The sequence below is a fragment of the Streptomyces lasiicapitis genome (genome assembly GCF_014646335.1).
Lineage (GTDB): Bacteria > Actinomycetota > Actinomycetes > Streptomycetales > Streptomycetaceae > Streptomyces > Streptomyces lasiicapitis.
Genome location: NZ_BMNG01000013.1, coordinates 295398 through 312710 on the forward strand (window position 1 = coordinate 295398; position 17313 = coordinate 312710).

Below are 17313 nucleotides of genomic sequence, written 5' to 3' on the forward strand. Positions count from 1 at the left end.
TCCTACGAAAGGCCGGTCGCCGTGCAGCCCCGACTCAGCGTCGTCGTGCCCATCTACAACGTCGAGGAGTTCCTGGAGGAGTGCCTGGAGTCGATCGCCCGGCAGGATCTGGGCGGAGGCGGGGGCACAGTCGAGGGCGGCGGCCTCGAAGCCGTCCTCGTCGACGACGGCTCCACCGACGCGAGCACCCGCATCGCCCGCGAGTTCGCCACCCGCGACCCCCGCTTCGTCTACGTCCGCCAGCCCAACGCGGGCCTGAGCGCGGCCCGCAACACCGGTGTGCGGCACGCCAATCCGGCCGCCGAGTACCTCACGTTCGTGGACAGCGACGACATCGTGCCGCAGGGCGCGTACGCCCGGATGATCGCGAGTCTGGACGCCAGCGGCTCCGACTTCGCCAGCGGCAACGTGTGGCGCCTGACCGAGCGCGGCCGCTCCCAGGCCTGGCAGTACCAGTGGCTCACCGCGTCGCGCACCGGCACCCACATCTCCCGCGATCTCGCCCTGCTCGCCGACCGCGTGGCCTGGAACAAGGTGTTCCGGCGCGCCTTCTGGGACCGGCACGGCTTCCTCTTCCCCGAGGGCAGGCTGTACGAGGACACGCCGGTGATGATCCCCGCGCACTTCCTGGCGTCCTCCGTGGACGTGCTCAGCGACCACGTCTACTACTGGCGGGTCCGCGAGGGCTCCATCACGCGGCGGCGCACCGACGTCAAGGGCGTGCGCGACCGCATCGCGGCCTGCGCGCACGTCAGCGCCTTCCTCGGCGAGCACGCGCCCGAGCTGAAGTCCACGTACGACGCCTCCTGTCTGCGCGACGACTTCGTGTACTTCCTGGAGGGCCTGCCGATGGGCGGGCCCGAGTACCGGGCGGCGTTCCTCGCCGACACCGCCGAGTTCCTGCGCACCGCGGACCCGGCGATCCTGCGGAAGCTCCCCGTCGACCTGCGCGTGAAGTGGCACCTCGTGCGCGAGCGGCGCACCGGTGAGCTGATCGAGCTGCTCGACCACGAACGGCGGGGCGGCAAGGGGGCGTTCGACGTGCGCGGCTCGGTGCTGCGGTACGCCGACCATCCCGGCGTCGACGGGATCCCGCGCGAGCTGACCCGCCTCGGCCGCGGCGAACTGCCCGCGGTGGCCCGGCTCGGCGAGGCGACCTGGGACGCCTACGGGCGGCTGCGGATCCGCGGCTACGCCTACGTGCGCAACCTGGAGGCGACGCGGCCCGCGGAGTCCGTGAAGGCGGGGCTGCTCAAGTCGGCGCACAGCCGGGGCCGGTTCCGGCGGGTGCCGACGCGGACCGTGCCCGCGCCCGAGGCCACCGAGCGCTCCGGGCAGCGGCTGCACTGCTACGACCTGTCCGGCTTCGAGATGACGTTCGATCCGGAGCAGTTGAAGACGGGCGGCAAGTGGCGGCCCGGCAACTGGCTGCTCGGCGTGCTCGTCGGGGGCCACCGCACGATCCGCCGCGCCGCCGTCCGCGCCCAGGACGGCTCCCGCACCCAGTCCCTCGTGCGCGACCTGGGCGACGGGGTGCGGCTCGTGCTCGGCTTCAGCAAGGGGCGCCTCGTCCTGCGCGTGCAGGAGTACGCGGCGCGGGTGGACGGGCACCGGGGGGACGGCGGGGACGTGGTGTTCCTGGGGACGCTGACGGGGGCGGGGGCGGGGGCCCGCACCGGCCCCCGCACTGGCACTGGCACTGGCGCCGACCCACGGACCGGTGCCGGCGCCCTCTCGGGGCCCGTCCGCCCCAAGGCCCTGCGCCTCACCCACCCCGGCGCCGGGGCCTCGTTCAGCTACCCCGTCACCGTCACGGACGACCGCTTCGAGGTCCGCGTGCGCCTCGCCGACCTGGAGGAAGTGCCGCCCGCCGAGCACCACGCGCCCGCCCAGGTCGAGCCGCCGCACGGCGACCGCTGGCACGCCGTCCTCGAACTCGCCGACGGCACCAGGACATCCCTGGCCGCCGTGCTCGACCTGCCGCCGGGCCGCTATGCCTCCGGTCCGGGCCGGGAGCTGTGCGCCACCGCCGACGACCGCGGCGGGCTCGTCGTGGAGCTCACCCGCCGCCCCGTCGCGGACCGCGTCGCGTGGACCGCCGACGACACCCTCGCCGTCGAGGGCAGCGCGGCCGAGGCGAGCTGGCCGTCGGCGGAGCTCGTGCTCCGGCACAGCGGCCGCGACGACGAGGTGACGGTGCCGGTCGAGCTGTCCGGCGGGCGGTTCCGGGCGGTGGTGGCGCCCGGGGGCGGGGCGCTGCGGGAGGGGCGGTGGTACGTGTTCCTGCGCGAGGCGGGGCACGGCGGGGCGGGGGTGCCGGTGCGGGTCCTCGCGTCGACGGGGGCCGAGCTGCCGGACCACCAGATGATCCAGGGGCGGGAGTTCGTGGCCGCGCGGCGCTTCGGCGACCGGCTGATGATCGAGGCCGGGTCGGTGCTGCGCCCGGCCGAGCGCGGCGCGTACCGGCGCCACCGTCTTCGTACGGAGCACTATCCGCGCGAGCGCACCAAGAACCTGCGCGACGCCGTCCTGTACTTCGACGGCGACTCCCCGCGCGCCGTCCACGAGGAGCTGGTGCGGCGCGGCACCGACGTCGAGCACCTGTGGGTCACCCGCGACCAGCAGACGCGGGTGCCCGCGGGCGCGCGCGGCGTGGAGGAGCACGGCGCCGAGTGGTACGAGGCCCTCGCCCGCTGCCGCCGCGTCGTGACCGCGGGACACCTGCCGGACTTCTTCGAGCGCCGCGAGGGCCAGACCGTCGTCCAGACCTGGAACGGCACCCCCCTCAAGCGCATCGGCACCGACCTCACCGACACCCTGTACGCCGACCACGGCCACCTCGACCTGCTGCCGCGCCTGGCCGCCCAGTGGAACGTCCTGGTCTCCCCCAACCGCTTCGCGACCCCGCACCTGGGCCGCGCCCTCACCTACGAGGGCGAGGTCCTTGAGGCCGGATCGCCGCGCAACGACGTGCTGTTCGCCGACGACCGCCAGAAGGTCACCGAACGCGTACGGCGCGAGCTCGGCCTCGCCCCGGACAAACGGATCGTGCTGTACGCGCCCACCTACCGCGACCATCTCGGCTTCGGCGCGGGCCGGTTCCGCTACGACCCCGCGCTGGACCTGCGGGCCGCCGAGCAGGTACTCGGCGACGACCACGTCCTGCTCGTGCGCAAGCACCCGCTGACGTCCGGCCGCATCGCGGGCGCCCGCGCCCCCTTCGTCCGCGATGTCACCGCCCACCCGCGCACCGCCGAACTCCTCCTGGTCGCCGACGTGTTGATCACCGACTACTCGTCCCTGATGTTCGACTTCGCGCACACCGGCCGCCCGATGCTCTTCCACGCGTACGACCTCGCGCACTACCGCGACACCGTGCGCGGCTTCTACCTCGACTTCGAGAACCGCGCGCCCGGCCCGCTGCTCGCCTCCACCGGGGAGGTCGTCGACGCCCTGCGCGACCTCGACACCGTCGCGGCCCGGCACGCCGACGCGTACGCCGCGTTCCGCGAGGCGTACTGCGACCTCGACGACGGACGGGCGGCGGCGCGGGTCGCGGACAGGCTGATGCGGTGACGGCGCCGCAGACCGCTGCCGGGACGGCGCCGCAGGACGCTTCGGAGACTGCACCGCAGGCCACCGAGTCCCCGACCACCGGCCCCAGGACCACGCGGGCGCGCCGCATCGCGCTCGGCTCCACCGCCACCGGCTTCGGCATCCGATGGCACCCCAGCCCCTATCTCCTCCTCGGCGGCCTGTTCTGGCTGCTGATGTCCCTCGCGTACTGGCGGGTGCCGATCTGCTGCGACTTCGGGCAGCACGCGGCCGTCGTCGAACGCCTCAGGGACGACCTGCTGCACCCCCGGCACCCGATGGCGGACCTTCCCGGCGACGGCAGCGCGTACTACTCGCCGTACGCCGTCGCGCAGGCGCTGCTCGCGAAGGCGACGGGCCTCGCGGGCTGGCAGGTCGTCAAACTCTCGGGCCCGCTGAACCTCCTGGTCCTGCTCACCGGCATCGCCCGCTTCGTCCGCGTCCTCACCCCCCGCCCCTGGGCCCCCGTGCTCGCCCTGTTCGCGATGGTCCTGCTCTGGGGCACCCGCATGGCCTGGTGGAGCGGCTACCTGGGCCTGATGTCGATGACGGGCAACCTCGGCTACCCGTCGACGTTCGGCATCGCGCTGATGTTCTGGGCGTGGGCCTGGGCGGGTTCGCTGGCGCGGACGCCCCGGAGCGTGTGGCCCTACGCGGGCCTGGGCGCGCTGTGCGGCCTGATCCTCCTGATCCACCCGATCACTTCGGTGGCGGCGGTGATCGGCGTGATCGCGTTCGCGCTGCCCCGCTTCCGGACGCCCCTGCGCTGGGCGCTCACCGGGCTCGCCGCTCTCGCGGTGGCCACGACCTGGCCGTACTTCAACCCCCTGGACCTCGTCGGAGACGAGAGCGTCGACTGGATCCACCGTCAGCTCTACGTGGACATGCCCCAGCGCTTCTGGCTGGCGGCCCTCGGCCTCCCGGCCCTCTTCGTACGCTGGCGCAGGGACCGCAAGGACCCCCTGGTCCTGATGTTCGCCCTCGACTGCGCGGTCGTCGGCTACGGCTGGCTCAGCGGCCACTACACGTACGGCCGCATCCTGGGCCTGACCCTCGTCCCCCTCCAGTTCGCCCTGGCGATCGAACTGACCGCCCCCCGCAACTGGGGCAACCGCAGAGCCGCCCTCGCGGGAGCCACCGCGCTCGGCGCGTTCGTCGGCTTCTTCCAGATCCAGGCGGGCGCCGTCGTCCCCCGCACCCTCGACCCCATCGGCTTCGACCAGCCGCCGCGCTGGCCGAGCTACGCGTGGGCGGCCGCCCACATGGACCGCGGCGACGTGGTCCTCACCGACGGCTACCGCCCGATGCGCTCGCTGCCCGCGTTCGGCGTCAACCTGGTCGCGCCCGCCTGGCCGGACGCCTCGCTGGAGGAGTCCGTACGCAACCGGCGGCTGCGCGAGGTGCGCGAATACCTCGACCCGCTGTCCAGGCCCGCCACGCGCGCCGCCGTGGTGAAGCGCCACCACGTGCGCTGGCTGCTCGTCGCCCCGTACCAGCGGCTGCCCGCGGAGGCGGTGGTGGTGTCGTGGAGCGCGCAGACCGGGGAGGTGCTCGCGCGGGTGGGCCCCCGGGCCACCGGTGCCAGCCACGCCCACGCCCACGCCCACGCCTCGTGAAAGCCCGCGAGGCCCGCGCGACGAAGCCCCCTAATCGGATAATTCCTGGCAAGCCCTAAAATTTCCCCTGTGAACCGCAATTCGCCTCAAGAGCCCCAGATCACCGTCGTCGTGATCGGCTACGACGACGCCCCGCACATCGCCGACGCGGTGCGTTCCGCGCTCGCCCAGGGCCCCGTGGTGGGCGAGGTGATCGCGGTGGACGACTGCTCGACGGACGACACCCCGGCCGTGCTCGCGGAACTGGCCGCGCGGGACAGGCGCGTGCGGGTCGTCCGGCGGGCCGCCAACAGCGGCGGCTGCGGCGCCCCGCGCAACGACGGCGTGGACGCCGCGACGATGCCGTACGTGATGTTCCTGGACAGCGACGACGTGCTGGCGCCGGGCGGCGCGCGGGCGCTCCTGGACGCGGCACTGCGGCACGGCGCGGACGTCGCGTCGGGCCTGTGCGTGCGGCGCGAGCTGCCGTCGGGGCGCGAGACGCCGTGGCAGCCCGAGCTGTACCGCAAGGCCGCGCTCGTGGCCCGCCCCGAGCTGCGCCCGCGCCTGGTCCACGACACGCTCTGCGTCAACAAGCTGTACCGCACGGACTTCCTGCGCGAGCACGCCGCCCGCTTCCCCGAAGGCCGCTTCCTCTACGAGGACTTCGTCTTCGGCGCCCGCGTCCTGGCCGCCGCCCCGCGCATCGCGCTCGTACCGGACACCGTGTACGTGTGGCACGTGCGGCGCGCCGCCGCCAAGCTGTCGATCTCCCTGGACCGCGCGGGGATCGAGAACTGGCGGGCCCGCGTCGAGGCGCACCGCCAGGCCGTCGACATCCTGCGCGGCGCCCGCGGCGGCGACAAGGTCCTCGCGCGCGCGGCCCGCGCCCAGTTCGTCGACCACGGCCTGCGCATGTACACGCGGGAGCTGGCCGCGCGCGGCCCCGAGTACCAGCGCGAGTGGTGGGCGCTCACCCGCGCCTACCTCACCGAGTTCGACGAGGCCGACCTGGAGGCCGCCCCCGCCCCCGGCCGCGTCATCGCCCGCGTGCTCCTCGCCGCCGCCGAGCCGCGCGACCTGGACCGCCTCAAGCAGGTGGCGGCGCGCCCGGCCCGGCTCGCCCCGCCCTACGCGCGCGCCGCCGACGACACCCCCGTCTGGTCGGCCGACCTGCCCCAGGTCACCCTGGAGCACCTGCTCGCGCGGCCGCTGCGGCTGCTCCCCCTCGCGGTCGACGCCGAGCTGCGCCCCCGCGCGGGCGTGCTGCTGCTTCGCCTGCACGAGCTGTACGGGCGGGTCGCGGCGGCGGGGCCCGGCGTGGTCGACGTGGAGCTGACGCGGCGCGGCGGCGGGCGTCCCGAGCTGCGGCGCACGGCCGCGTTCGGCCCCGAGAAGCCCGGCGAGACGTGGGTGGCGGAGGTGCGGCTCGACCTCGCGGCGCTCGACGGCGACGTGTGGGACCTGCGCCTTCGGCTCCTCTTCGACGACGGCACGACGCGCGAGACGACGGCGCGCGCGGTGGCCGGGCCCGGCCTGCTGCGCCGCGCGGTGGTGCCCGGCGGGCGGCGCGGGGTGCTGCTCGTGCAGCCGTACGCGACGCAGGCCGGGAGCCTCGCGGTGCGCCTGGCGCCGGGGGCGCGCGGGGTGGCGGGCGTCGCGCGGCGGCGGCTCGCGCGGATCGTACGCACGCTGCCCGGCGGCCGGGCCGACGGCCCCTGACAGGACGCGTACGCGCGCTCTGCGACACTGCACGTCCGGGATGTCCGGGGCACATCCCGGGACCAACACGACACGACGGGACGAGCTGACCATGACCTGGCTGATCACCGGCGGCGCCGGATACATCGGGGGACACGTCGTGCGCGCCATGACGGAGGCGGGCGAGCGGGCGGTGGTGTACGACGACCTGTCGTCGGGCATCGCCGAGCGCCTGCCCGAGGACGTCCCCCTGGTCGTCGGCTCGACCCTCGACGCAGACCTCGTCGCGCGCGCCCTCGCGGACCACGCCATCACCGGCGTCGTCCACCTGGCGGCGAAGAAGCAGGTCGGCGAGTCGGTCGAACAGCCGCTGCGCTACTACCGGGAGAACGTGGAGGGCCTCCGGGTCCTCCTCGAAGCGGTCGCGGACGCGGGGGTCCCGTCCTTCGTCTTCTCGTCATCGGCCGCCGTGTACGGCATGCCGGACGTCGACCTCGTCACCGAGGACACGCCCTGCCTGCCGATGAGTCCGTACGGCGAGACGAAGCTGGCGGGCGAGTGGCTGACCCGCGCGGTGGGCCGTGCGACGGGCCTGCGCACGGCCTGTCTGCGGTACTTCAACGTGGCGGGCGCGGCGGCCCCCGAGCTCGCCGACACCGGCGTCTTCAACCTCGTACCGATGGTCTTCGAGAAGCTCACCGCCGGTGCGGCCCCGCGGATCTTCGGCGCGGACTACCCGACGCCGGACGGCACCTGCGTGCGCGACTACATCCACGTCACGGACCTCGCCGAGGCCCACGTGGCCGCCGCCCGCCGCCTCGCCGGCGCGGCACCCGGCACCGACCTGACCCTCAACATCGGCCGTGGCGAGGGGGTTTCGGTGCGCGAGATGGTCGACCTGATCGCGGACGTCACCGGATACGACATCCCGGCGGAGGTCACCGAGCGGCGCGCGGGCGACCCTGCGCGGGTCGTCGCCGCCGCCGACCGGATGACCGCCGAGCTCGGCTGGTCGGCCAAGCGGGACGTGCGCGAGATGGTGGAGTCGGCGTGGGCGGGGTGGGTGCGGCTGCACCCCGAGGCGCGTACGCAGACGCGTCCGTGAACGCGCGGGCACGCACCGGACGGTAAGTACCGCACCAAATAGTCGGTACTTGAGGAACCGCACGGCTGAATCCAGGCTGGGGTGCGAGGTCGACTCGCCCACCCCACCCCAGCATTGGAGCACCCATGCCCGAGCACGCCCGCACCCCCGTGACGATCGTCGGACTCGGCTCCATGGGAGCGGCGCTCGCCTCGGCGTACGTCGCGGCCGGGCACCCCACGACCGTGTGGAACCGCAGCCCCGCCAAGGCCGCGCCCCTCGTCGAGCGGGGCGCGACGCACGCCCCGGACATCCGGGACGCGATCGCCGCGAGCCCCCTGACGATCGCCTGCCTGACGACGTACGAAGCGACCCTCGCCGCCCTGGAACCGGCCGCAGCCGCGCTCGCCGGGCGCACCCTGATCACCGTCAACTCCGGTATCCCGTCCGGCGCCCGCGCGATGGCCGACTGGGCCACCGGGCACGGCGCGCGCTTCCTGGACGGCGCGATCAAGAACGTGCCCGCGGCCGTGGGGGCGCCCGACACCCTGCACTACTACAGCGGCGACCGGGCCCTCTTCGACGAGTACGCGGCCACGCTGCGGGTCATCGGCGGCGACACCGTGCACCTGGGCACGGAGCCGGATCTGGCGGCGCTGTACGAGTCGGCGGTGGGCGGCACGCTGCTGCCCGCGCTGCTCGGCTTCTTCCAGGGGGCGGCCCTGGTCACGGCGCGCGGCCTGGAGGCGAGCACGCTGGTGCCGTACACGATCAAGTGGCTGGAGATGATCAACTCCGTGCTGCCGCACCTCGCGGCCGAGATCGACCGCGGTGCCTACGACGACCCCCAGTCCTCCATCGGCATCTTCCACACGGGCATCGCCGGCGACACCGAGGTCGCGGCCGACGCCGGGCTCGACGTGAGCTGGCACGCGCCGATGCACGAGCTGCTGCGCAGGGCGGTGGCGGAGGGGCGCGCGGAGCAGAGCATCGCGGCGCTGGTGGAGGTGTTGCGCAAGCCGGCCGGGGAGCCGGGGGTGTAGGGGGCTACACCCCCGCTTCGGGTGCGTGCTCCCTCGCGGGCGGGACCCCCGGATTCCTAGCGTTCCGAGTGACAGGCGGTACCGGCTGCCGCTTCGGTCACCGAAAGGGCGTACGGGAATGTTCAGGCGGCGCGGGCGGGCACAAGTGCCGGTCGTGGCAGGGGCGGAGGGCGGTGCGCTCGCCCTCGACGGGGTGGGTCGCACGTACCGCGGCGGTGACGTGGTCGCGCTGCATCCGACCGATCTGGTGGTGGGACGCGGCCGGTTCGTCGCCGTGATGGGGCCCTCGGGGTCGGGGAAGTCGACGCTGTTGCAGTGCGCGGCGGGGCTGGACCGGCCGACGTGCGGCACCGTCCGCGTGGAGGGCGTCGAGATCGGCGAGTTGTCGGAGGCCGCGCTGACGCGACTGCGCCGGGAGCGGATCGGCTTCGTCTTCCAGGCGCACAATCTCGTGCCGTCGCTGAGCGTCGCGGAGAACGTGGCGCTGCCCCTGATGCTGGGCGGCGCCGACGCGGCGGGCCCCACCGGCGAAGGCACGGCCGCCCGCGCCGCCGTGGCCCTGGCCGCCGTCGGCCTCGGCGACCGCACCACGGACATCCCCGCCGAACTCTCCGGCGGCCAGCAGCAACGCGTCGCGATCGCCCGCGCGTTGGTGACGGACCCAGCCGTGATCTTCGCCGACGAACCGACCGGCGCCCTGGACCCGTCCACCGCCCACGACGTCCTCGCCCTGCTCCGCCAGGCCGTCGACCACGGCGGCCACACCGTCGTCATGGTGACCCACGACCCGACCGCGGCGGCGTGGTGCGACGAGGCGGTGTTCCTCACGCAGGGCCGCCTGGTGGCGGCCATGGACCGGCCGGACGCGGGGCGGGTGCACGCGGTGATGCGGCGGCTGGGGCGGCGGGGGGTGGCGGCGTGAGGGGCGGGGCGGGTCGGCCGCGCACCCCTCGTACAAAAGTCACCGCACTCCTCGCCACCCGCGCGGCCCGTACCCACCGCAAAGCCTGGGCCGCCGTTCTCGCCGCCCTCGTCCTGACCTCCGCCCTGCTCGGTACCTTCGCGCTCGCCGTGGGGTCGGCGGCGCTCGGGCACGCGCGCGTGGAGCGTTACGCGGCGGCCGACCTCGTCGTCGCGGGGGACCAGAACACCCGTTACACCGCGAAGCCGTGGGGTTCGGAGCCGGAGACGGTGGCGGTGGGGCTGACCGAGCGGGTGCGGGTGCCGGAGCGGGTGGTCGGCGTGGTGCGGAGGGTGCCGGGGGTGCGGGCCGCCGTGGCCGACCGGGTGTTCGCGGTGGGTTTCCGGGGCGGGTCGGCCGTCGGGCGGCCTTGGGACGCGGCCCGGTTGGCGCCGTACGCGGTACGTGACGGCCGTGCGCCCCGGCACGCGGGCGAGGTCGTCGTGGGCGTGGGCCGGGCCCGCGTCGGGGAGCGGGTGACACTGCGGGTGGGCGGCGCGGACGCCGCGTACCGGGTGGTGGGGGTGGCCGAAGGGCCGCGTGCGGCCGTGTACTTCGACGGCGGGCAGGCACGGCGGCTGGCCGGGCACGCGGGCACGGTCGACGCGATCGGGGTCGTGGCCGAGGGCGACACCCGCGCGGACGAGTTGTACGGGCGGGTGCGGGACGCGGTCGACGCGGCCGGGCTGCGCGGCGCGGGCACGCGGGCGGAGGGCGACTCGGCCGGACTGCGGGTGCTCGCCGGTGACGGCCGGGGCGCCGCCGAGCACCTGGCGGCGGCACCGGCCCGCACGACCATGCTGGAGATCCTCGGCGCGGTCGCCGCGACGGTGACCCTGATCGCGGTCCTCGTCGTGTCGTCGACGATCGTGCAGGCCCTGCGCCAACGCGCCCACGAACTGGGCCTGTTGCGCGCGGTGGGCGCGACGCCCCGGCAGCTCCGGGCGGCGGTGGGCCGCGAGGCGGGACGGATCGCGGTGGCGGCCTCGGCACTCGGCGCGATCCTCTCCGTACCTTCGTACGTGGCGCTGCGCGCACTCCTGAACGCACGCGGAGCCCTGCCCACCGGCCTGGAACTCCCCTTCCCGCCCTGGCTGTTGGCGGTCCCCCTCCTCACCGCCGCCATCACCGTCCTCGTCGCCCGCCTCTCCGCCCTGATCGCCTGCGCCCGCACGGCGAAGGTGCGACCGGCCGAAGCGCTGCGCGAGTCCCCACCCGGAACCCCGCGCCGCATCACCGGCCTGGTCCTCCTCGGCCTCGGCGTCACCTCCGCGGGGACGGCGACCCTCCAGCACGGCCAGGCGGCCGCCGCTGCGGCGAGCGCGGCGGCGGTCCTCATGGTGATCGCTTGCGCGCTGCTCGGCCCGTGGATCGCGACGGGCGCGATGCGCGTGCTCGGCGCGCCCATGCGTCGCTTCGGCGGTCCCGGAGGGCGCCTCGCGGCGGCCAACTGCACGGCCGCTGCACCCCGTCTGGGCGCGGCGATCACCCCGATCGTCCTGGTCACCGCGTTCGCCGTGGTCCAGCTCGCGGCGGGCGCGACGCTCACGCACGAGGCGCGGGCGCAGGCGCGGGAGGTCACCCGGGCGGACCTGGTGGTGCGGGCGGACGGAGGGCTTCCGCACCACGCCCTGAAGCGGATCCGCTCCGTCCCCGGCGTGACCGGCGCGACGGAGGTCGTACACAGCACCCTGGTCCTGGCCCGCAAGGAGGCCGGTGAACCGCAGTTGGAGCGCCTCCCGGTCCTCGGCGTCACGCCGGAGGACGTCACCCGCACCCTGGACCCCGACGTCCGCGAGGGCACCCTGACCGCCCTGCGCCCCGGCCGCGTGGCCCTCTCCGCCGACCGCGCCCGCACGCTCGACGCGAAGCCCGGCTCGAAGGTGACACTCCGCTTCGGCGACGGCACACCGGCCCGTCTGCGCGTGGTCGCGGTCTACGAACGGGGCCTCGGCGCGGGCGACTTCCTGCTCTCCCGGGACGAGGCCGTACGCCACACCTCCGGCACCACCCCCACCCAAGTCCTGGTCGCAACGGACAACAACTCCCCCCGCACAGCCCGTGCGGTGGCCGCGGCGGCCCCCGGGACCCACGTCGACGGAACCCCCGAAGCCGTACGGAAGGCAACCCACGTAGAACCGGAGGACCAGGCCCTCGGCGAGGTGGTGACCGCCGCGGCGGTAGCGGCGATCGGCGCCTTCACGGCCATCGCCGTCCTCAGCACCCTCACCCTGATCGCGGTGGGCCGCCGCCCCGAACTCACCCTCCTGCGCAGGGCGGGCGCGGCCCGCGCCCAACTCCACCGCATGCTCCACGCGGAGGCGGCGGCGACAGCTCTCACGGGCCTGACCGTGGGCGCCGCGGTGGCCCTCGTCCCCCTCCTCGCGTTCAGCCTCGCCTTCACGGGCACGCTCCCCCACCTCCCCCCGACCCAGGCGATCCTGATCGTGACGGTGGTCGCGGCGACGACTGCGGCGGGGACGGTGCCGCCGGTGTGGCGGGCGCTGCGGGGCCGATATCCGACGGGCTGAGGGGGCGGAGCATTCCACCCGGGCGTTCCAGGCAGCCTCCGTCTCCCCAGGTCAAACCCCACTTTTGCGTTCCAGTGTCCCGAACTGCCCGGCTTTATTGGCGATTTGCATGGATCACCCCGCACGCTGGTGGAAGTGAAGCCCAAAGCTTCACCGCAACGACATGAGGAGTTCGTACATGCTTAAGCGCTCACGGCTGATCGCCGCTCCGGTCGCGGCTGTCGCCCTGACCCTGACTGTCGCCGGCTACCAGGCAAGTGCGGCCGAGTCCTCGGCTTCGGGCGGCAAGGCGGCCGCGGCCCCGTGTCTGGCCGGCGCCACGACACTGGTCGGCGATCTCGACGGCGACGGCCGCCCGGACAAGATCATCAACCCTGGGCACACCGGCCTCAAGATGACGGTCCAGTGGGGAACCGCGAGCGGCGGGTTCGGCACCAAGCACACCGTCAGCAAGCTGCTCGGTACGAGGTCCGGAGAGGTCACGACCGCCGCGGTCGCCGATTTCCAGAACGACGGCACCTTGGACATGGTCGTCAACATCGTCAAGCCGTCCGGCATCGACGACCCCAACAAGGCGCGCGTCGCGCAGTACCGCCCCGGCCCGCTCAAGCGCGCCGACCTGGGCTCCGCCTCCGCCCGCACGCTCGACATCGGCACCCAGGGCGAGGCCAAGCAGCTCCGCATCGCCAACTACGGCGGCGACAAGTACCCGGACCTCGCCGTCCTCAACAACGCCGGTGACGGCGTGTGGGAGCGGTCCATTCGCGTGTCGAAGCCGGGCACAGGCCCCGGGAAGTACGACTACGACCTGCAGCAGCAGTACGGCGCGACCGGCACCCCGGCCGAGCCCCCGACCATGCCCACCAGCGGCTGGAAGCACTTCTACAAGGCCTGCTCCTGACCAGGTCCTGAGCACCTGTTCCCCCTGACCACGGCCGGGTGCCGCCGATCCCCCGGGACATCGGCGGCGCCCGGCCCTACCCCTTGTTCAAGTACGCCAGCACCGCGAGCACCCGCCGGTGCCCGCTGTCGCTCTGCGGCAGGCCCAGCTTCAGGAACACGTTCCCGATGTGCTTGCTGACGGCGCGGTCGGAGACGACCAGGGTGGTGGCGATGGTGGTGTTGTCGCGGCCCTCGGCCATGAGGTGGAGGACCTCGCGTTCGCGCGGGGTGAGGGTGTCGAGGGGGTCGTCGGCGCGGCGGGTGAGGAGTTCGGTGACGACCTCGGGGTCGAGGGCGGTGCCGCCGGCGGCGACGCGTTCGAGGGCGTCGAGGAATTCGTCGACGCGGCCGACGCGGTCCTTGAGGAGGTAGCCGACGCCGCCCGCGCCGCCGCTGAGGAGTTCGGCGGCGTACGTCTCCTCGACGTACTGGGAGAGGACCAGGACCGGCAGGTCGGGGATCTGCTCGCGGGCCGCGAGGGCGGCGCGCAGGCCCTCGTCGCGGAAGCCGGGCGGCATCCGTACGTCGAGGACGGCCACGTCGGGGCGGTGTTCCAGGAGGGCGGGCAGGACCTCGGGGCCGGTGGCCGCGACGGCCGCCACCTCGTGGCCCACGGACGTGAGGAGCAGCACCATCCCCTCCCTCAGCAACGCGTTGTCCTCCGCGATCACCACACGCACGGCAGCTCCACTCCGATCTCGGTCGGCCCCCCGGCGGGGCTGACCACCTCCATGGTCCCGTCGAGGGCGGCGACCCGGCGCCGCATGCCGAGCAGGCCGCTGCCGCCCGACTCGTCGGCACCGCCCTGCCCCTCGTCCCGCACAAGGAGGCGCAACCCCGCGGCCCCGCGGGCGAGTTCCACCGTCGCCCGCCGCGCCCCGCTGTGCTTCGCCGCGTTCGTCAGGGCCTCCGCCACCACGAAGTACGCCGCCGCCTCCACGGCCGCGGGCGCGCGCGGCCCGTCCGCCACGCCGTCGTCCCGCACGGACACGTCCAGGCCGCTGCTCGCCGCCAACGCCCTTACGGCACCGACGAGTCCGCGGTCCGTCAGGATCGGCGGGTGGATGCCGCGTACGACGTGCCGCAGCTCGGCGAGGGCCTCCTCGGCCTGGTCCTGCGCGTCGGCGAGCAGCTTGCGGACCGCCTCCGGGTCCGTGTCGTACACACGCCTGGCCAGGCCCATCCGCATGGACAGGGCCACGAGGCGCGCCTGGGTGCCGTCGTGCAGGTCCCGCTCGATCCGGCGCAGTTCGGCGCCGTGCGCCGCGACCGCGCCCGCCCGCGTCTGCGTCAACTCCTCGACCCGCTGCGCCAGTTCGGCGTTCCGCTCCGCCTCCGGCGACGGCTTGAGCAGCGCCGTCGACCAGCGCGTGTCCAGCTCGGCGAGGCGCCCGATCAGCGGGAGCACGACGGCCTTGCGGCCGAGGAGCCCGCACCACACCCCGTCGACCAGCGCGCCGATCACCCACAGGGGCAACGCCACGTACAGCAGCGCCAGTCCGTAGACGAAGTGGACGAACAGCCACCGCAGGTCGCGGTACGTCCCGGGGTCCTTGACCGCCTTGCGCACCCGCTCGACGAGCGTGCCGGTCAGCGGCGTGTACGCCTCGCGGATCTCCGTACCCGACCACCGGCCGACCTGCCGCCGCTTGGACCCGGCCATCCGGCGCAGCAGCAGGACCGTCTCGGGCAGCACGCCCAGGCCGATCACGATGAGCGACGCGACGACGGTGAAGAGCAGGACGCCGACGAAGACGTACGAGAGGAGGGCCAGGCCCGCGCCCATGAGCAACTGCATGGACGCGCGATCGGCCCGGCCCAGCGTCTCCCGCATGCTCGTCGGGCGGCGCACGTTCAGGAGTGCTTCTCGCGGGTCAGGACCAGCGCGGTGATCGAGCCGATGACGGCGACACCCGTGGTGACGCTCACGGCGATCTCCGTCGCCCCGTCGAGCGTGAGGCTGCTGAAGGCGTTGACGACGACGGCGACGGCGAGCACGAACCAGAGGAGGGCCTTCATGGCGGAACCTTTCGGGGAGCGGGAGGCGGGGGAACGCTGCTGCACCTGAGCGACTCTGCCGTGTCGGCGACCGCGCGGCGAGGGGGCGGCCTCCCGAACCGGGGGTGTAGTGCGCTACACCCTCACAGCGCCTTGAGCGCCGCCGCCGTCGCCGTGGCCAGCGCGCCCAGGTAGCCCTTGGGCAGCTCGCCCCGCACCACCACGGCCCGCCAGTACAGCGGCCCCGACATCAGGTCGAGGGCCAGCTCCTCGGCCACACCGGCTCTCAGCTCACCCCGCGCCACCGCCTGCGCGACGATCCCGCTCGCCACGCCGTGCTGGCCCTCGCGCAGCGCCTTCTGCAGGGCCGCCTCGATCTCGGGGTTGCGGGCCGCCTCCGCCTGGAGGTCGGGGATGACCTGGGAGGCGACGGGGTGGCGAAGGGCCCGGGACGTCACCTCGTACAGCAGTCGCAGGTCGCCCTCCAGTGAGCCCGTGTCCGGGGTCGGCAGGCCCTGGACGGCGAGGGCCGACACCAGGTCGAGGACGAGGTGCAGCTTGGAGCGCCAGCGGCGGTAGACGGCCGTCTTGCCGACGCCCGCGCGGCGCGCGATGCCCTCGATGGACATGCGGGCGTAGCCGACGGCCGCGAGTTCCTCGAAGACGGCGGTCCGGATGGCCTCGGTCACATCCTCACGGAGCACGGCGGCCCCGGCCGGCGCCCTTTTGCCCTGCTGGCGGGCGCTGCGGCCCGCGTCCCCGTCGCTCGTCGTCATACGGACAGCATAAGGCGCCACGACGATACGGTTGCGTCCCGACGTCGCGACGTCCTACTGTCGGCGTTACGACGATACGGACCCGTCCCGACGTAAGACGTACGTACGTGTCGCCGTCGCCCTCGGATTCCCGCGCCCCCGAGCGAAAGCAGCGGACGTGAGCCAGCTCCTCGACAAGCCGCCCACCGCGACGGCCGCCCCCTCCGGGCCCCCCGCCCCATCCCCTGCCGACCTCGCCGCCCGCCACGGCCTCACCGTCAGCGGCGCCCGCCCCACCCTCCCGGCGTACGTACGCCAGCTCTGGGACCGCCGCCACTTCATCACCGCGTTCGCCACCGCCAAGCTCACCGCCCAGTACAGCCAGGCGAAGCTCGGCCAGCTCTGGCAGATCATGACGCCGCTCCTGAACGCGGCCGTGTACTACTTCATCTTCGGCGTCCTGATGAACACCAAGCACGGCGTGCCGGACTACGTCCCGTTCCTGGTCACCGGCGTGTTCGTGTTCACGTTCACGCAGCAGTCGGTGATGGCGGGCACGCGGGCCGTCTCCGGCAGCCTCGGCCTGGTCCGCGCCCTGCACTTCCCGCGCGCCTCGCTCCCCCTGTCGTACTGCCTGCAACAGCTCCAGCAGTTGCTGTTCTCCCTGTGCGCGCTCGTCGTGATCCTGCTCGCGTTCGGGGTGCCGCCCACGGTGTCCTGGCTGCTCGCGATCCCGGCGCTCGCGCTGCAGTTCACGTTCAACGCGGGCCTCGCCCTTGTCATGGCGCGGCTCGGTTCCCAGACGCCGGACGTCGCGCAGCTCATGCCGTTCGTGCTGCGTACGTGGATGTACGTGTCCGGGGTGATGTGGAGCATCGACACGGTCCTGAGGGACCACCACCTGCCGCACGCCGTGACGGTGCTCCTGGAGGCCAACCCGGCCGCCGTCTACATCGACCTGATGCGCTTCGCCCTCATCGACAGCTTCCACGCGAGCCAACTCCCCGCGCACGTGTGGGCGTGGGCCGCGGGCTGGGCGCTGCTCGCCGGGGTCGGCGGGTTCATCTACTTCTGGAAGGCAGAGGAGACGTACGGACGTGGCTGACACC

At 74.1% G+C, this 17313-nt stretch carries 13 protein-coding genes; 9 read left to right on the top strand and 4 right to left on the bottom strand.

The genetic code is table 11. The annotated features are described in order from the left end of the window. Window positions 1-21: 21 nt before the first annotated feature. From IEY91_RS28575 to IEY91_RS28610, 8 genes are all read left to right on the top strand, one after another. Window positions 22-3576, top strand: a complete 3555-nt coding sequence (locus tag IEY91_RS28575) for a bifunctional glycosyltransferase/CDP-glycerol:glycerophosphate glycerophosphotransferase (protein WP_189176188.1) — start codon at window positions 22-24, stop codon at window positions 3574-3576. Between the two features lie 107 nt (window positions 3577-3683). Continuing rightward, complete coding sequence (locus IEY91_RS28580; RefSeq protein WP_189176237.1) at window positions 3684-5210, top strand: hypothetical protein; 1527 nt, start codon at window positions 3684-3686, stop codon at window positions 5208-5210. Between the two features lie 69 nt (window positions 5211-5279). Beyond that, window positions 5280-6911: a glycosyltransferase family 2 protein gene (locus tag IEY91_RS28585; protein WP_189176189.1), complete on the top strand. Its 1632-nt coding sequence runs from the start codon at window positions 5280-5282 to the stop codon at window positions 6909-6911. A 91-nt stretch (window positions 6912-7002) separates the two neighbouring features. Next, window positions 7003-7995 (top strand): UDP-glucose 4-epimerase GalE, encoded by a 993-nt coding sequence (gene galE, locus IEY91_RS28590; protein WP_189176190.1) that lies wholly within the window; start codon window positions 7003-7005, stop codon window positions 7993-7995. A 125-nt stretch (window positions 7996-8120) separates the two neighbouring features. Continuing rightward, the gene (locus IEY91_RS28595; RefSeq protein ID WP_189176191.1) at window positions 8121-9017 is read left to right on the top strand and encodes an NAD(P)-dependent oxidoreductase; all 897 of its coding nucleotides are present in this window, start codon (window positions 8121-8123) and stop codon (window positions 9015-9017) included. 118 nt (window positions 9018-9135) lie between these two features. After that, window positions 9136-9939 carry an ABC transporter ATP-binding protein gene (locus tag IEY91_RS28600; protein ID WP_189176192.1) on the top strand — a complete coding sequence of 268 codons (804 nt, stop codon included), beginning with the start codon at window positions 9136-9138 and terminating at the stop codon, window positions 9937-9939. Next, entirely contained in the window at window positions 9936-12509 is a 2574-nt protein-coding gene (locus IEY91_RS28605; RefSeq protein WP_189176193.1) for an ABC transporter permease, read from the top strand. The genes IEY91_RS28600 and IEY91_RS28605 overlap by 4 nt, the downstream gene beginning before the upstream one ends. Before the next feature lie 178 nt (window positions 12510-12687). After that, entirely contained in the window at window positions 12688-13410 is a 723-nt protein-coding gene (locus tag IEY91_RS28610; protein WP_189176194.1) for an FG-GAP repeat domain-containing protein, read from the top strand. Window positions 13411-13486: 76 nt separating this feature from the next. Here the strand turns inward: IEY91_RS28610 and IEY91_RS28615 are convergent, their stop codons facing one another. The 4 genes from IEY91_RS28615 to IEY91_RS28630 all read right to left on the bottom strand — a co-directional run bounded on the left by IEY91_RS28615 (window position 13487) and on the right by IEY91_RS28630 (window position 16225). Continuing rightward, window positions 13487-14131: a response regulator transcription factor gene (locus IEY91_RS28615; RefSeq protein WP_164324397.1), complete on the bottom strand. Its 645-nt coding sequence runs from the start codon at window positions 14129-14131 to the stop codon at window positions 13487-13489. After that, the gene (locus IEY91_RS28620; RefSeq protein WP_189176238.1) at window positions 14119-15285 is read right to left on the bottom strand and encodes a sensor histidine kinase; all 1167 of its coding nucleotides are present in this window, start codon (window positions 15283-15285) and stop codon (window positions 14119-14121) included. The genes IEY91_RS28615 and IEY91_RS28620 overlap by 13 nt, the downstream gene beginning before the upstream one ends. 20 nt (window positions 15286-15305) lie before the next feature. Next, complete coding sequence (locus IEY91_RS28625) at window positions 15306-15470, bottom strand: hypothetical protein (RefSeq protein WP_189176195.1); 165 nt, start codon at window positions 15468-15470, stop codon at window positions 15306-15308. Window positions 15471-15592: 122 nt separating this feature from the next. Next, window positions 15593-16225 carry a TetR/AcrR family transcriptional regulator gene (locus tag IEY91_RS28630; RefSeq protein ID WP_164324394.1) on the bottom strand — a complete coding sequence of 211 codons (633 nt, stop codon included), beginning with the start codon at window positions 16223-16225 and terminating at the stop codon, window positions 15593-15595. Window positions 16226-16382: 157 nt separating this feature from the next. On the opposite strand from IEY91_RS28630, the gene IEY91_RS28635 reads away from it, so the two are divergent. Continuing rightward, the gene (locus IEY91_RS28635; RefSeq protein WP_189176196.1) at window positions 16383-17309 is read left to right on the top strand and encodes an ABC transporter permease; all 927 of its coding nucleotides are present in this window, start codon (window positions 16383-16385) and stop codon (window positions 17307-17309) included. Window positions 17310-17313 lie beyond the last annotated feature (4 nt).

Excerpts from the sequence above, each read along its gene's own strand:
- galE (WP_189176190.1), top strand. The coding sequence starts at position 7,003 with ATGACCTGGCTGATCACCGGCGGCGCCGGATACATCGGGGGACACGTC.
- IEY91_RS28595 (WP_189176191.1), top strand. The coding sequence starts at position 8,121 with ATGCCCGAGCACGCCCGCACCCCCGTGACGATCGTCGGACTCGGCTCC.
- IEY91_RS28600 (WP_189176192.1), top strand. The coding sequence starts at position 9,136 with ATGTTCAGGCGGCGCGGGCGGGCACAAGTGCCGGTCGTGGCAGGGGCG.
- IEY91_RS28610 (WP_189176194.1), top strand. The coding sequence starts at position 12,688 with ATGCTTAAGCGCTCACGGCTGATCGCCGCTCCGGTCGCGGCTGTCGCC.
- IEY91_RS28620 (WP_189176238.1), bottom strand. The coding sequence starts at position 15,285 with ATGCGGGAGACGCTGGGCCGGGCCGATCGCGCGTCCATGCAGTTGCTC.
- IEY91_RS28625 (WP_189176195.1), bottom strand. The coding sequence starts at position 15,470 with ATGAAGGCCCTCCTCTGGTTCGTGCTCGCCGTCGCCGTCGTCGTCAAC.
- IEY91_RS28630 (WP_164324394.1), bottom strand. The coding sequence starts at position 16,225 with ATGACGACGAGCGACGGGGACGCGGGCCGCAGCGCCCGCCAGCAGGGC.